The sequence below is a fragment of the Algoriphagus iocasae genome (assembly GCF_014206875.1).
Lineage (GTDB): Bacteria > Bacteroidota > Bacteroidia > Cytophagales > Cyclobacteriaceae > Algoriphagus > Algoriphagus iocasae.
Window position 1 is genome coordinate 444,651 of the sequence record NZ_JACIJO010000001.1, and the last position, 15,173, is coordinate 459,823.

Below are 15,173 nucleotides of genomic sequence, written 5' to 3' on the forward strand. Positions count from 1 at the left end.
AAAGTCAATCTATGAAAAAGCCTTTTACCGTTCTGATTTTCTCATTTTTCATGTTACCAATTCTTTTTTCATGCAACAAGTTTGAGGAAAATCCACACCCACGCTCAGGTTCCATTTCAACACCTTCGGAATTGACAGCAGTTTTAGCTGAAATTTATATCAAGGCGAAAGCTCCAGGTTTTGCAGTTTCAGTGGTAAAACACGATTCACTTCTTTACCAACAATCATTTGGAAAAGCAGATATCCAGAACAGCATTGCCTACACCAATCACACTACCCAACCTCTAGGTTCAATCAGCAAAACTTTTGTTGGGGCAGCTATCGTGAAAGCGATAGAGCAGGGGTATTTTTCTTTAGATACGGACATCAATGACATTTTGCCTTTCACCATACAAAATCCCAAAATGCCTAATGCTGTTATTCAGATAAAGCATCTCGTTACCCACACCTCTGGACTGCTCGATAATCCTGATGTGTACTTTAAAGCCTACCATATTTTGCCTGGCGAAAATTTATCCACTGAAGGCGCTCAATTGTTGACTGATGGTTTTGGTATCCAACAAAGGGAAACTTTGCCTCTAAATGAATTCTTGGCTGAATACTATCAAGAAGGAGGAGCCTTCTACAGCTTGGATAATTTTGCTGAGACTGCTCCAGGTGAAACATGGAGTTACTCGAATGTCGCTACTTCTTTGGCGGCCTATTTGGTTGAGTCAGCTACAGGCATACCCTTCAAAGCGTACGTAAATGCAAACATTTTTCAGCCTTTGGATATGTTTCAAACCGCTTATGAGGTGGCTAATCTAAATCCTGCTGACCTCGCAAAATTGTATTGGGACAAAAACACCCCTCTCCCAAAGTACGCCAATGATTCCTACCCAGATGGCAGTATTTACAGCAACAACGAAGACTTAGCAAAATACCTGATGGATATGATGTCTGGTGCAATAGGAAAGTCATCCAATTTGTTTTCAGAAGCGGGTTATCAAATGCTTTTTGAAGCTATGCTTCCCCATGGCGAATTGCCAGCAGGGTTGGCTGCAAATCAAGGTATTTTCTGGTTTTTGGATGGAAGCGAAGTCAAACATGATGGCAGCGACCCTGGAACAACTTGCAGTTTACAGTTCGACATGACTGAAAATACGGGGTATCTCCTTTTGACCAATATGGATGCTTCTACTGAAGAAAATGAAACGGCCTATTTTGAATTGGCCGAAATGATTCAAGACGCAATTAAGGAATTCACAACGAACTATTAATTCTTAATTAAACTATCTCACTACTAAAAATTATAAAAATGAAAAACGTATTGATCATTATTCTAACGCTTATAACTCTAAGTGCGTCTGCTCAAAACAGCCAAAAAACTAGCAAGGAAACTTTACTAACTCATAAATATAGAGTCAGTTTCCCAGTAATTATTGTACCCCAATTATTTGAAAAATCCTGGAATGATAGGACAAATACTCAGCACATAGAATTTCATGTGAAGCGCAATTTGGATAATAAGAATATAGTTGGGGTAAAGTTTGCCACCTGGCGATTATTTCAGCCAATGGGTATCCTCTGGTGGGATGGACTTTTGGATAAAGTAGATTCAGGAAGTGAATTCTATCCAGGGCATGTACGAGAATCCGGGATCGGAATAAGTTATCAACGTATGCTTTGGAAGGGCTTATTTGCAACAGTGGAAGTATTGCCCCAGTATAAAACCTATTTAGATGAAGATAATAACAAAATTGGGAATGGCTTTAAACTATATAATTCCTTTCATCTTGGCTATCATTTGGACTTCGGCAAGAAAAAGCGATTTTTCATCGAGCCTCAGGTTCATTCCCAGTTTTGGGTTTTTGATACCAATACTCCTGAAGGATTCAAACAACTGGATGATAAATGGAAGAATTATTTCCTCTTTGAACCCAATCTTTACTTTGGAGTAAACTTCTAATCGGCTGAATAGTATCTGTGGAATGTTGCTGGTTTGGAGCTGATTTTATTTTCTTGGTGGAAGCCTTGGGGAATTACTTCAAGGTTTTCCATCAATCAGGAATGATGATTTGTCCTGAGAAAATCTCTGAGTTAGAAGAGAGATTGGCACAAGGAAAATTCCTAAGGGTTCATAAATCCTATTTGGTCAATACTGCCAAAATCCAAACTATCGAGGGTAATCGAATCAAAATTGATGGGAATGAAATCCCAATCGGGCAGACGTATAGAGCGGAGGTAAGTAGCTTGTTGGGGTAAGGGTATTAAAAGTTGATGTTTATTGATTTCTGTAATTTCTCCTTGAAGTTCTACACTTTTACTTTTCGAGATTAAAAATATTCAAAGGTAGTTTGTATGCAATTTCAAAAATCAATCCATCGATTTTTGTTTCATTCCGAAATGAGCCAGATTCATTGTTTAGTTCCCAATTATATGAAATTGTCCTGTAGGTAGTTGGAGATAAAATATAGCTGCCTTGAATGACCAAGAAAGAAGATTTAAAAATGGCTATTTCTGAATGTAGGCCAACCTTAAAAAAGGCTGGAAACTTTTTCTCTTCTATTTGAAAGTCTATGTAAATATTCTCAGTACCTGAATTTCTATAATAAGTGATAATCCCCGATTGGCTTGGCTTTCTTGTTGAAAAGATGATGATATTTGCCGAGGCATGAGCACCAAATCTGACACTTTTTTTCTCATCTAATGGGATATCGTATCTAAATCCCAATGGCAAATATCCGGAGTTGAAATTTACATAGGTCTCAAGTTTTTCACCTGTATTACCTAAAAAATGATTGATAGTAGAATTGTGCCAAATAAATCCGAAGCCTGTTTCTAGAGAGATATTACCTTTCCTAATCCCATAAAGTCCACTGACAACCCCGTCTAATTCACCATTGATGTTAAAATATATATTTTCTCCCGGTGTGGTTTTATGATTTCGGAGTCCTGCCTGAAATAGGAAATATTTGCCATCCTCCCGGCTTTCGCTATATCTTAATTTTCTTTTTTCGTATGAAGAAAGCTTGTTCATAGTGTATGCAGCATGATCCTTTACTTGAGAAAAAATGATGTTTGGAATCATAAATAATACGAATAGTAGAATTGTCTTCATGGCTAAAAGTTAAAACTTTAGTTTTAACGAAATAAACTAAAAATAATATATACTAGATTTATTAAAATTAGAACATGAAAAAAACCTAACACTTTCGTGTCAGGTTTTGCTTCTCCTATCAATGAAAGGGCAACCATTTGAGGTTTTATCGATATTTAAAGATGTACTTCTTGGGTTGGGTAGTTCAGATAATAAGAAATGAATTGCTTCCTATTAAATAATGGAACCCGAACAGGTATTCTTCGATAGTAAATAGGAGTTTTCTGTGAACAGTTAAACCTAGGGCACTATTTTATTTGAAATTTACTCTTGCCGAGTGCTGCTTTTTTTCCCAGTATATAATCGAATTATAGCCCAAAGCCTGTAATTGAAGAACGCGTACCGTGTAAGTTTCTACCACTTCCAATCCTGGAAAAAGCTGCTCTTTGGAAACTCCAAGTCTTTTCATCGCTACACTACAAATACTAACACGAACTTTGCCATTATATTTCTCAAAATACTTCTCAAGTTCAGAGTCTTTCACCATCGTTTTGACTACTGGGCCTTTCATTACAATTTCAAAATTTTCAATCTCTACCCCGTTTTCTATAAAGGTATCATATATCGATAATGCGCTTTTGAAACCATCTTCGTCTTTTACTCCAAAGGCGTAGTTTGGAGTTTTACTGAGGTCGGTAACGGTTTCTTTTTTAAGCGTTGTTTGACCAAAACAGGTTTCATTTCCTAAAAAAATGAAAGTAAGTGTTATGAGACATAAAAGTGATTTTTTCATAGTCGAAGCTGGGTTTGGTAATTCTTAAAACATAAGAAGATTAAAAATAAGGATTTTGTAGGAAAGCAGGGGAGGAAATAGAAAAAGCAAAGTTGAAGGTAAAGTAAAAGCCTTTTAGAAATGAGTGGCTTTTGCTTTTCCTCTCAATCCAATAGTCATGTGGTCGAGAATTTTGAAATGGAAATCAAATCACCAATCATGTCAGTTCGAGCGTAGTCGAGAACAAGAATAACTGTTAATTATGCTTACCTCTCACAATTATTAATTTTCCCTGAACTTGATATAGTTACAAAGGCTTCGATATCCGCTACCCCCGTAGCTCCAGTGTTCAGCCTGACAAAGAATTCGAGTCTCTTATCCTTTCAATTCGAGCAATACCTACCCGGTCAAGGTTGGTTAGGCTTGTCTTGAGAAAGTATCCTTTTCTGATTAATTGAAAAAATGTTGGCATAAAAAAACCTGACACTTTCGTATCAGGTTTCGCTCCTCCTCTTGGGCTCGAACCAATCCCGTACGTACGGGATTTGATTAATCCCGCACATGCGGGACTCTAACCAACTGAGCTAAGGCGTCCGTAGGGGTAAAGTCAGGGTCTACCAGCTTTTCTATTAAATTTCTGGATTTTTGTTTTTTGATAAATGCTTCGAGTTTTAAGGCGGTTCCTCGATTGCCTCTTACGAGAAAATTTGCTTTAAGTAACCAAGGTCTACCAGAGAATGTGTACCTATTAGATTTTCCGGAATTATGATCAGTGAGCCGGCGAAAAGGGTCTTCCGACTGACCAATGTAAAAACGGTCTTTTGATTCGGAATAAAGGATATAGATAAAAAGTGACATAGCAACCAAACTAATAAAAAAAGCCTTAATCTAGATAGATTAAGGCTTTTAGAAGCTCCTCCTCTTGGGCTCGAACCAAGGACCCTTTGATTAACAGTCAAATGCTCTAACCAACTGAGCTAAGGAGGAATTTTGTGGTTAAACCCGGAGCGTTTTCCGAATTGGTGTTGCAAATGTAGGGGGCTATATGATTTATTCCAAACCCAATCCAAAAAAATCTTTCAAGTCACTCATTCTTACTTCAAAATCAGATACTTATTTTTTGATTTTAAGTAGCTGCAGGTGTTTTCAAGCAGGTTTGTAGTACGAATACGGAAAGGATTTAGTAATTTATTTAAAATTATTATCCCCAAAAGACCACCCACCTTATGAAAACCAATCTCAACCGTAGAGATTTTGTTCGGTATTCTGCCTTGACAACCTTAGGACTTCAGTTTCTACCCTTTCAAGGTGTAAAAGCAGCTGCTTCGGATAAAGTTAGAATTGCTCATATCGGGCTTGGTGGGATGGGATTAAACCACCTGAATTGGTTTGCAAATTTGCCAGAAGTGGAAATCGTCGCTTTATGTGATGTAGATGAAACTCATGCACAAGTTGCTTTGGAAAAGCTAAAAGAAATTCATCCAGACACCAAAGCTCAACTATATTCTGACTTTAGGAAAGTATTGGATCGGCAGGATGTAGATGCGGTGACGATTGCAACTCCGGATCACTGGCATGCTCAAATCACAATTTTGGCTTTTCAGGCAGGAAAAGATGTGTACAGTGAAAAACCACTTTCCTATGCAAAAAGAGAAGGGGATTTGATGCTGAATGCTCAAAAAGAAACGGGGAAAATATTCCAGTTAGGAACCCAGATTCATGCTGGGGATAATTACCATCGAGTGGCTGAGATAATTCAGTCTGGGATTTTGGGCAAAATTAAAACGGTTCACTTGTGGAAAACTGGTGAGCCTCCTTTGATTCCTGCTTTGACTTACCAAACGCCACCTCCCAGTCTTAATTGGGATATGTGGTTAGGGCCGGCTCCTTATTCCGATTATGCACCGGAAAAATGTCATTTCAGTTACCGTTATTTTTTGGAGTATTCTGGTGGAGTTTTTCAGGATTTTTGGTGCCATATCGCCGACATAGTTTGGTGGTCAATTGCTCCTGAAGGGTTGAAAAAGGTACGGGCAAATGGAGAAAAATCAGATGGAGTAGGAGATACTCCCAGATGGATTGACGTAGATTTTAAATTTAAAAAACTGGATATCCATTGGACTTCCGTTCCGCCGGATTTGCCTGGTGCAGCCGGAAGACATATTGGAGCCTATTTTATTGGAACCAAAGGGACATTGGTTTGCGATTATGGAAGCAGGGAAATTCGAATTGATGGGAAAGTCATGGAGGATATTCCTGAAATCCCAATGACTATTGTCCGTTCGCCTGGGCATCAACAGAATTTCATCGATGCGGTGAAGTCCCGTTCCCAACCAGAATCCTATTTAGAATATGCCCGAAACATGACAATGCCCATGCATTTGGCTTTGATTTCATTTAAACTCAAAGAGGAATTAAAGTGGGATGCAAAAAAAGAGCTTTTCAAAAACAGTGATGCCGCCAACCAATTGATATTTAGACCCTACCGGGAAAAATGGAATTTAATAGGCGCTTAATGAAAGAAATAACTTAGATAAATATTCAACCCAAAAAACAAAAGATTATGGCAAAGTATACATTGAATATAAATGGTGAAAACAAGGAGGTGGATGCTGTGGAGGATATGCCACTTCTGTGGGTTATCCGTGACCTTCTAGGTATGAAAGGAACCAAATTTGGTTGTGGCCAAGCCTTTTGTGGTGCATGTACAGTCCATTTGGATGGTGTTGCCGTGAGATCCTGTTCTGTGCAGGTTTCATCCGTTGGGGATGGTCAGATTACGACAATTGAAGGACTTTCTGAAGATGGAGATCATCCTGTCCAAAAAGCTTGGGTGGAGCATATAGTACCACAGTGTGGCTATTGTCAGTCTGGGCAGATTATGAATGCAGCGGCTTTGCTCAATTCGAATTCTAATCCTAGCGAAGCAGAAATCGAACAGGCAATGGAAGGGAATCTTTGTCGATGTGGTACTTACAATCGAATTAAAGATGCCATAGTTTCCGCTTCAAAGTCCATGTAATCTCACCCAAAAAAAAATCAAAACTCATGCTTCCAAATATTCCATTTCTACAGAAGAATAAAAGAGAGGATCAAAGCAAAGTCTTTGTTCCTTCCAGAAGAGACTTTTTGAAATTAGGCTCTCTTGCCACCGGTGGTTTAATCCTCGGAGTGAATTTTCAATGTTCCGGCCCAAAAGGAGAATTGGTCACCTTTGCACCCAATGTTTATCTGACCATAGACTCTGATAATTTGGTGACACTTGTGGCCCATCGGTCTGAGATGGGTACTGGTATCCGGACAACCCTTCCGCAGATTGTTGCGGATGAATTAGGTGCTGATTGGTCGAAAATTAAGATTGTACAGGCCGAAGGAGACGAAGAAAAATACGGGAATCAGAATACTGACGGTTCTTTTTCAGTCCGAATGTTTTACGAGCCCATGAGAAAAGCGGGTGCCACAGCCAGACAGATGCTGATAGCAGCGGCTGCGGCTGATTGGGGGGTAGATGAAGCAGAATGCGATACCAAAGATGGAATGGTTCATCATTTAGGAGGTAAAAGTGCCAGTTTCGGGGATTTGGTAGGAAAGCTAAAAGACATGCCTGTTCCAGCAGCGGAAAATGTGAAGTTGCGCGAATTTTCTAGCTACAATCTCATTGGCACAGATGTACCAATTTATGATTTAAAGAATATCACAGTTGGGAAAGCCGTTTTTGGAGCAGATGTGGATCTTCCAAATATGAAAATCGCTGTGGTAAAAAGAACTCCTGTGATCGGAGCGAAAATCATTTCTTACAATGATGAGAAAGCTTTGGCAGTACCAGGCGTGGTTCAGGTAGTGAAAATAGAAGGTTCTGGATTTCCTCCTGGATTGGATAAAGCGCTGGAAGGAGTAGCTGTAATTGCAGATAATACCTGGGCGGCCATCAAGGGAAGAGATGCTTTGGAAGTAGAATGGGATTTAGGAGAAAATCAGAACTATAATTCTGCTGATCAACTGGCCGAAATGCTTCAGAGTACTAAGGGAAAAGGAAAAGTAAGGAGAGAAAGAGGGGATTTTGATGGAGCAAATAGTTCCGCTTCCAAAAAGATCGAAAGGACCTATGAGGCGCCGTTTTATGCCCATGCGACCATCGAGCCACCAGCGGCGATTGCTCATGTAAAAGCCGATGGATCCTGTGAAGTTTGGGCACCAACTCAGCATCCGCAATGGGCGAGAGGAGCAGTGGCAGGGGCATTAGGGCTTGACGCCAGTAAGGTAAAAGTGAATGTCACCTTATTGGGAGGTGGTTTTGGAAGAAAATCAAAACCGGATTTTGTAGTGGAAGCCGCTTTGATTTCGAAAGCTGCCAATGCTCCGGTTCGGGTTCAGTGGACTCGGGATGATGATCTTCATTTTGACTTTTTCCATTCACAAAGTGCCCAGAGAATCAATGCAACCTTAGATTCAAGCGGGAAATTGACCGGATGGAATCATCATACAGTATTCCCAGCGATTGGGTCCACGAGTAGTAAGGAAGAATTGCATCCATCTGATGGAGAAATGGGCTTAGGCTGTGTTGATTTCCCATTTGATGTTCCAAATATTCGAATAGAATCCCATGAATCTACTGGAAATACCAGAGTAGGTTGGTTGAGATCCGTGAGTAATATTCATCATGCTTTTGCGATCCATTCTATGATGGATGAAATAGCTGAAGCGAGAGGGAAGGATCCGATAGAAAATGCATTAGAACTATTAGGAGAGGACAGAGATATTACCTTCCAACCGGAAATGGTTGATGGTGAATACCCTAATTATGGGGAGAAAATTGAGGATTATCCTTGGAATACAGGAAGGATGAAAAATGTCATTCAAACCTTGAAAGAAAAGTCTAATTGGACAGCAAATAAGGAAGCAGGGAAAATCATGGGTTTTGCTGCTCATAAAAGCTTCTTGACCTATGTGGGTTGTGTGGTCATATTGGAAAAAGGATCGGACGGAAAAATTCTGATTCCGGAAGTTCACTATGTGGTGGATTGCGGTGTAGCAGTCAATACCGATCGAATTCGCTCTCAGTTTGAAGGAGGATCTCAGTTTGCTACAAGTCTTGCAACTACCTCAGCAATCACTTTTGAAAACGGGCAGGTTCAGCAAAATAATTTTGATACCTATCAGATTATCAGAATGCCGGCTTCGCCAAAGAAGATCCATGTTCATATTGTTGAAAGCCAAATCAAGCCAACAGGAGTAGGTGAACCACCGGTTCCACCATTTATTCCGGCTTTGGCCAATGCCATGTATCGAATGAATGGGCAGCGGATTTATAAATTGCCTTTCAAAGTTTGATCCAAGCTTTCAGTATTATTTAGCCCCATTGCTCAAGCGATCGGGGCTTATTTTTTATCCTTCAAAGTTGTCTTTCTGGTCATGACTTTCACGAATTTTGTGTTTCTGAACCGAAGCGCTGACCAATCCTCATTGATAGCAATTTGCCTCACAGGCTCATAATCAAATTCACTCAAGTATTTCCATCCCGAATCGCGGTTGATCTTCGCTTTGTAACGTTTTGATGTTCCCTTTGGATAGGCCATCCAAATCTGTTGGTCATTTGGAGCCAAGGCCTGCATTTCAAAAAAATACTTTTTCACTTCCTCCTCACTTTGTACAAAGGCAAGCATAAAATCCGGTTTGATACTTGGCTTAATTAATCCATCTTTTTCCCATTCTGAAAGTAGAGGTTCTAATTCGCTGGGAGCATTCCAAACCTGGATATTCATCCCTCCTTTCCAGGTCATTTTCTTTAATATGGGATCCATAGAAATTTCTCTTGTTATTTGTTCGTTAAATCCTGCCTAGAACTAGCCAATTACTAAGTCTGCTGGTAGTTTTTCTCTAATTTAGGGCACCACATTTAATTTGAAATGAAAAAATCCATAATACTTGTTTTGTTTTTAGCATGTTTTCAAAGGATTCAAGCCCAGAATTTCCCAATTGATTCTATATATGGGGATGGGATAATTGTAAAACGTGTTGATTCTCCTATTTTGAATGAGATCAGTGGGATGGTTTTTGGAAAGCTAAACCCAAATTTAATTTATGTGCATAATGATAGTGGAGGGGAACCTAAAGTCTATTTATTGGACTCACTAGGTAATGAACTCGGAGACATTGAACTTTTGGGAGCCATGAACAGAGATTGGGAGGATATAGCCATAGGTCCGGGGAAAAATGGACAAAGCAGTATTTATGTGGGGGATATAGGTGATAATTCTGCTGTATATGAATCTATCACGATTTATCGATTTCCAGAGCCAAGCGACAAAGTGGAATCTCTGAAAGTAAACCCAGAGAAAATTGTCTTGCGCTACCCAGATGGTCCGATGGATGCAGAAACTTTGATGGTAGATCCAATCAGCGGTGATATTTTTATCCTTTCCAAAAGAGATAAGCAAAATACCCTTTTTAGGCTACCTGCGGATAAGTTTTCTGATGGAGAAGCGATCTTGGAGGAAGTGATGAAACTGCCAATTACAAGTACAGTTGCTGGAGATATTTCTCAGGATGGCTCACAAATCGTCATAAAAAACTACCTTGAGATTTACTACTGGCAAAGGAACGGCAGCGAGTCTATTTCTAACACACTTGCTAAATCACCTGTCCGATTGCCTTATGAGCCAGAACCGCAAGGGGAGGCGATTGCCTTTAATCCAAAAGGACAGGCATTTTACACGATTAGTGAGGCTAGATTTGCTATCATACCAAAGCTATATCGTTATCCTAAGAAATAATTGTATGCAAACTTCTCCGAATATTCTGATGGTTCGCCCAGCCAATTTTGGCTTTAATCAGGAAACTGCTGGGAATAATTTTTACCAGCAGGAAGACCCGAGACCCATGGAAGAAATCCGGGAGTTGGCAAGATCGGAGTTTGATGGTTTTGTCCATTTATTGGTGGATCAAGGTGTCAATGTGGAAGTAGTAGAGGATACCACTGACCCGATAAAAACCGATGCTGTTTTTCCTAACAATTGGTTTAGTACCCATCCTGACGGGAAGTTGATTTTATATCCCATGTTTTCACCTAACCGTAGGCTGGAAAGAAGGAAGGACCTGATCGAACTATTGATTCAAAAAGGGTATAAAATCGATGAAATCATAGATTTGAGTTTTTTTGAAAATGACAATCAATTCTTAGAAGGTACCGGAAGTATGGTGATGGATCATGACAGCAAAACGATTTTTGCTTGCTATTCTGAGCGTACACATCGTTTTCCTCTTCAATATGTGGGAGAGATTTTAGGCTACGAACTGGTGGGTTTTCATTCCGTTCAGGAAATAAATGGAAAAGTCAGTCCTATTTACCATACCAACGTGATGATGCATATCGGGAGGGATTTGGCAGTGGTATGTTTAGACAGCATCCCAAAAGCGTCAGAAAAACAACGGGTTCAGAAGGCACTGACAAAAGCTGGGAAGAAAGTCATTCCTATTACACCAAAGCAGAAGTTTAATTTTGCAGGGAATATGCTGGAAGTCAGCAATGATGGAGGGGAGAAATTCACAGTGATGTCTCAAACCGCTCTTGACTCTCTAAATGTGGGGCAAATTCAATTAATCGAAAAGTATACGACAATCATCAGCCCATCTATTCCGACAATTGAAAAGTTGGGCGGAGGAAGTGCAAGATGTATGATGGCTGAGATTTTTTTACCAAAAAAATAATGCCTCAATCGACGCAGGTCAATTGAGGCATATATCTAATTATTACTTTTTGAATTTATAGATCGGTTCCGGCCACGGTTCCCAAATCATAGATTTCCTGGATACCTTTCAATATGGTAGGAACGTCGATTTTTAAATCAATCAACTTTCCTGATTCAATATCAAATACCCATCCGTGAACTGTTGGGAAACCTTCTGTCAGAAAGCGTTTTTGCCAACATGCCATTTTGATGACATTGATACACTGTTCTTGCACGTTTAATTCTACCAGCCTTTTGTAGCGAGCTTCCTCATCTTTAATGGCATTTAGTTCAGTTTTATGAGTTCGGAAAACATCACGAATATTCCTTAACCAAGGATTTAAAATGCCAAGATCCTGTGCCTGCATGGCTGCTTTCACACCTCCGCAAAAATAATGTCCACAGACTACTACATGTCTTACTTTAAGGTGGTTGATGGCATATTCCAGAACAGATGCTGAACTGTTGTCATTATTGGGTACCAAATTGGCGATGTTTCTATGCACAAACATCTCACCCGGTGCTGAGCCAGTCATTTCTTCCGCTGAAACCCGGCTATCGCTACATCCAATGTAAAGGATTTCAGGATTTTGTCCTTTCGATAAATCCTGGAAATAACCCGGAGCAACCTCAAGTTTAGTTTCTACCCATTTCTGGTTGTTCTCAAAAATCTGATTATATAATTTCATGTTTGTTAATTTTCAAAAGACCAATTTACGATCATTTTTTTAATTGAGATTTTAAGACAAAAATCGCCATTTCCAAGAGCTCTTCAATTTCCTTTTTTGGCAGGTTAGAACCAGATTCCACTGGGAATATTTTCATTTTTGCCCGGTTGCCTGATTCCAAACCTGGATGGTTTATCAAGTTGCCATGAACAAACAAAAGATAAGGAGCTTCAGTCTTTTTATCCTTCCAAAGATAAACCATCGGCTTATTCTGATAACAAAAGCAGGGCATACCATATTTGATGGTTTCGGAAATAGCAGGACTCTGGGCTAAGATCATGCTTCGCAAAGCCAAAAAACAAGTTTGAAGGGGTTCGCTTTGTTTAAAATAAAATTTGTCTACTTCTCTTAATTCCAATTTTCTAAAAAATTAAGCTTATCGATTTGAGGTTCCTTTAATAAAAATCATTTCTTGACTTCAAGATAAGCATTCCTAAGGATGTCATTGAGAATTTCCTCGTCAATTAAGTTTAATTCCACATTGGTCCAGCCTTGCTTTCCCCATTTGTTAGGAACAGGATAAATCATGTTTTGATCGATTAATCCAAATAGATCCTGATCTTTTAAGCTTAGTTTCAGAGTAGCTTTCTGGGTTTTTTCATCCAGAGTGGCGAAGATTTTCTTTTTGATCCGGAAGGAAGTTTTATGAAAATGTGGCATCTCTTCCACCTTCGGAAAGCTTTGACAAATGGATTTGAAAACCTCGATGGTGACCATTATTTTAAGGGTTTTTGGAAGCAAACACTGTTTTCAATTCCGAAATATTGACCATAGTTGGGGATCTTTTGATAGCCACATTTTTCATACAAGGCAATGGCATCAGGTTGTCTTTTGCCGGTTTCCAAAACACAGAATTCAAAGCCCAACTCTTTTGCCCATTCCTCCAGTTCTGTTAAAACTTTTTTCGCAAAGCCTTTTCCTCTACTAGCTTCATCCGTGTACATTCTTTTTACCTCCATGGAGTTTTCATCCATTTTTTTAATCGCGCCGCAAGCCATAGCATTTCCATCCTCGAATAAAACCACTGCATTTTTTAGCATATCAATCTTGTTGTATTGAGAATAAAAGGCAGTTTCATCCCCATCAATAAATGCTAAATAGGCATCTAGCTTTTTCACAAGGTTTTGAAAATCAGGGTTGGAAGAATCAGTTCTTAAAAGTTGGATCATCTTAGGGAAAGGAAAGACTGAATTTAAACAGCTTCTTTAAAATCGCCAAGACTTTCCTTTTGGTCAAGCACAAAACATTCATGAATTAGGACTTCACAAACAGGGATGAAAGAAACATGTCCCCGGAACGCATTCTGCGGGAATCTGCGTTCTTTTTCTGCGTCAATCTGCGGGATACCATTGGATTTTCAGAAAAAAAACCGAGACATATGCCTCGGTTTTCAATCATAATGATTCTTTTGTTTTCCTTTAAATCCCTGTGTAATTGAAAGGGGTGATTTGATTCAATTCTGCTTTCAACTCATCCGAAATCGGCAAGTTTGCAATAAATTCCTTGATCGAACTTTCAGTAATTTTCGAATTCGTTCTGGTCAGATCTTTAAGCGCTTCGTATGGTTTAGGGAAAGCTTCTCTTCTAAGGACTGTCTGAATTGCTTCAGCAACGACAGCCCAGTTGTCTTCCAGATCTGCATGAATCGCAGCTTCATTCAATTCCAGTTTATCCAAGCCTTTCGCCAAAGATTCCAATGCGATCACCATGTGTCCAAGAGGCACACCGATCACTCTTAATACGGTACTGTCTGTCAAGTCACGTTGCAATCTGCTGATTGGTAATTTGGCTGCAAGATGTTCCAAAAGCGCATTAGCGATACCTAGATTTCCTTCAGCATTTTCAAAATCAATCGGATTTACTTTATGGGGCATCGCAGAAGAGCCGATTTCACCAGCTTTGATTTTCTGCTTGAAGTAGTTCATCGCTACGTATTGCCAGATATCTTTTGCAAGGTCCAAAAGAATCGTATTGATTCTCTTTAGTCCATCAAAATGTGCTGCTAGATTATCGTAATGCTCAATTTGCGTGGTCGGGAAACTTCTCACCAATCCTAAATAATGACTGACGAATTTTACCGCAAATTCATTCCAGGCAATCTCTGGGTAAGCAACTTGGTGGGCGTTCATGTTACCGGTAGCTCCACCAAATTTTGCAGTGTAAGGAATCTGGTTTAGAAGCTCCAATTGCTTTTCTATTCTCACCACGAAGACATTGATTTCTTTGCCCAAACGGGTAGGGGATGCAGGTTGACCGTGAGTTTTCGCCAGCATTGGGATGGATTTCCAGCTTTCAGCCTTTTCCTCCAATTTCAGCATCACTGCTTCCAACTGTGGTAAAATTACCTCTGTCATCCCTGATTTGAGCATCAATGGAGTGGAGGTATTATTAATGTCCTGAGATGTCAGGCCAAAGTGGATAAATTCTTTTTGTGCCTCCAGACCAAGTGCATCGAATTTCTCTTTTAGAAAATATTCTACAGCCTTTACGTCGTGGTTGGTGATTTTTTCAGTGGATTTGATTTTCTCAGCATCTTCCAGTGAAAAATGATCCACAATTAATCTAAGCTCAGTGAAGAGTGAATGATCGAAATCCTTTAACTGAGGCAAAGGCAACTCACAAAGGGCGATAAAATATTCTACCTCGACATGAACTCTATTTTTGATCAGTGCGAATTCTGAAAAATAAGCTCTCAAAGGGGCTGTTTTGCCGGCATATCGGCCATCTACCGATGTGACCGCTGTCAACGCATTTAATTCCATTGGGGTGTTCCGTTTGTTTTAGGAGGCTGCAATTTAGCCTTTTGACTCCAAAATTCGGGTCTACTTCCTCTGATTTCGTTCCTTTTATGAGATATTTTCGAACCC

At 39.6% G+C, this 15,173-nt stretch carries 17 protein-coding genes and 1 tRNA gene; 8 read left to right on the forward strand and 10 right to left on the reverse strand.

What is annotated here, in order from left to right:
* The first annotated feature begins 11 nt into the window (after window positions 1–11).
* Genes FHS59_RS01895 through FHS59_RS01905 form a run of 3 tightly spaced genes read left to right on the forward strand, consistent with a single transcriptional unit; the run spans window position 12 to window position 2,244 of the window.
* On the forward strand, window positions 12–1,259 hold the full coding sequence (locus FHS59_RS01895) for a serine hydrolase domain-containing protein (protein ID WP_184492718.1): 1,248 nt from the start codon (window positions 12–14) through the stop codon (window positions 1,257–1,259).
* 38 nt (window positions 1,260–1,297) lie between these two features.
* A complete protein-coding gene (locus FHS59_RS01900) occupies window positions 1,298–1,948 on the forward strand; it encodes a hypothetical protein (protein ID WP_184492719.1) in 651 nt (216 codons plus the stop codon).
* Window positions 1,949–1,965: 17 nt separating this feature from the next.
* Complete coding sequence (locus FHS59_RS01905) at window positions 1,966–2,244, forward strand: LytR/AlgR family response regulator transcription factor (RefSeq protein ID WP_317168127.1); 279 nt, start codon at window positions 1,966–1,968, stop codon at window positions 2,242–2,244.
* A 58-nt stretch (window positions 2,245–2,302) separates the two neighbouring features.
* Here the strand turns inward: FHS59_RS01905 and FHS59_RS01910 are convergent, their stop codons facing one another.
* The 4 genes from FHS59_RS01910 to FHS59_RS01925 all read right to left on the reverse strand — a co-directional run bounded on the left by FHS59_RS01910 (window position 2,303) and on the right by FHS59_RS01925 (window position 4,838).
* The gene (locus FHS59_RS01910; protein ID WP_184492720.1) at window positions 2,303–3,100 is read right to left on the reverse strand and encodes a hypothetical protein; all 798 of its coding nucleotides are present in this window, start codon (window positions 3,098–3,100) and stop codon (window positions 2,303–2,305) included.
* Between the two features lie 292 nt (window positions 3,101–3,392).
* Entirely contained in the window at window positions 3,393–3,872 is a 480-nt protein-coding gene (locus tag FHS59_RS01915) for a DsrE family protein (RefSeq protein WP_184492721.1), read from the reverse strand.
* 528 nt (window positions 3,873–4,400) lie between these two features.
* Window positions 4,401–4,709, reverse strand: coding sequence for a GIY-YIG nuclease family protein (locus tag FHS59_RS01920; protein WP_184492722.1), 309 nt, complete (start codon window positions 4,707–4,709; stop codon window positions 4,401–4,403).
* A gap of 55 nt (window positions 4,710–4,764) precedes the next feature.
* A tRNA-Asn gene (locus tag FHS59_RS01925) sits at window positions 4,765–4,838 on the reverse strand.
* A 239-nt stretch (window positions 4,839–5,077) separates the two neighbouring features.
* Between FHS59_RS01925 and FHS59_RS01930 the strand changes: the two genes are divergently transcribed.
* From FHS59_RS01930 to FHS59_RS01940, 3 genes are read left to right on the forward strand one after another with little or no spacing between them, the layout of a single operon-like run.
* The gene (locus tag FHS59_RS01930; protein WP_184492723.1) at window positions 5,078–6,367 is read left to right on the forward strand and encodes a Gfo/Idh/MocA family protein; all 1,290 of its coding nucleotides are present in this window, start codon (window positions 5,078–5,080) and stop codon (window positions 6,365–6,367) included.
* Window positions 6,368–6,414: 47 nt separating this feature from the next.
* Window positions 6,415–6,873 carry a (2Fe-2S)-binding protein gene (locus FHS59_RS01935; protein WP_184492724.1) on the forward strand — a complete coding sequence of 153 codons (459 nt, stop codon included), beginning with the start codon at window positions 6,415–6,417 and terminating at the stop codon, window positions 6,871–6,873.
* Window positions 6,874–6,899: 26 nt separating this feature from the next.
* On the forward strand, window positions 6,900–9,182 hold the full coding sequence (locus FHS59_RS01940; RefSeq protein WP_184492725.1) for a xanthine dehydrogenase family protein molybdopterin-binding subunit: 2,283 nt from the start codon (window positions 6,900–6,902) through the stop codon (window positions 9,180–9,182).
* 47 nt (window positions 9,183–9,229) lie between these two features.
* Here the strand turns inward: FHS59_RS01940 and FHS59_RS01945 are convergent, their stop codons facing one another.
* Complete coding sequence (locus FHS59_RS01945; RefSeq protein WP_184492726.1) at window positions 9,230–9,652, reverse strand: hypothetical protein; 423 nt, start codon at window positions 9,650–9,652, stop codon at window positions 9,230–9,232.
* A 105-nt stretch (window positions 9,653–9,757) separates the two neighbouring features.
* On the opposite strand from FHS59_RS01945, the gene FHS59_RS01950 reads away from it, so the two are divergent.
* Together FHS59_RS01950 and ctlX are read left to right on the forward strand one after the other, a co-directional pair.
* On the forward strand, window positions 9,758–10,624 hold the full coding sequence (locus tag FHS59_RS01950) for a hypothetical protein (RefSeq protein ID WP_184492727.1): 867 nt from the start codon (window positions 9,758–9,760) through the stop codon (window positions 10,622–10,624).
* A 4-nt stretch (window positions 10,625–10,628) separates the two neighbouring features.
* The gene (gene ctlX / locus FHS59_RS01955) at window positions 10,629–11,558 is read left to right on the forward strand and encodes a citrulline utilization hydrolase CtlX (protein WP_246388262.1); all 930 of its coding nucleotides are present in this window, start codon (window positions 10,629–10,631) and stop codon (window positions 11,556–11,558) included.
* Window positions 11,559–11,613: 55 nt separating this feature from the next.
* On the opposite strand, the gene FHS59_RS01960 is transcribed toward ctlX, so the two are convergent.
* The 5 genes from FHS59_RS01960 to purB all read right to left on the reverse strand — a co-directional run bounded on the left by FHS59_RS01960 (window position 11,614) and on the right by purB (window position 15,068).
* A complete protein-coding gene (locus FHS59_RS01960; protein ID WP_184492728.1) occupies window positions 11,614–12,267 on the reverse strand; it encodes a carbonic anhydrase in 654 nt (217 codons plus the stop codon).
* Window positions 12,268–12,298: 31 nt separating this feature from the next.
* Entirely contained in the window at window positions 12,299–12,601 is a 303-nt protein-coding gene (locus tag FHS59_RS01965) for a DUF1801 domain-containing protein (protein WP_221444426.1), read from the reverse strand.
* 110 nt (window positions 12,602–12,711) lie between these two features.
* A complete protein-coding gene (locus FHS59_RS01970) occupies window positions 12,712–13,023 on the reverse strand; it encodes an MmcQ/YjbR family DNA-binding protein (protein ID WP_184492730.1) in 312 nt (103 codons plus the stop codon).
* Entirely contained in the window at window positions 13,023–13,475 is a 453-nt protein-coding gene (locus FHS59_RS01975; protein WP_184492731.1) for a GNAT family N-acetyltransferase, read from the reverse strand. The genes FHS59_RS01970 and FHS59_RS01975 overlap by 1 nt, the downstream gene beginning before the upstream one ends.
* Window positions 13,476–13,724: 249 nt before the next feature.
* Entirely contained in the window at window positions 13,725–15,068 is a 1,344-nt protein-coding gene (purB, locus tag FHS59_RS01980; protein WP_184492732.1) for an adenylosuccinate lyase, read from the reverse strand.
* Between the last annotated feature and the right edge of the window lie 105 nt (window positions 15,069–15,173).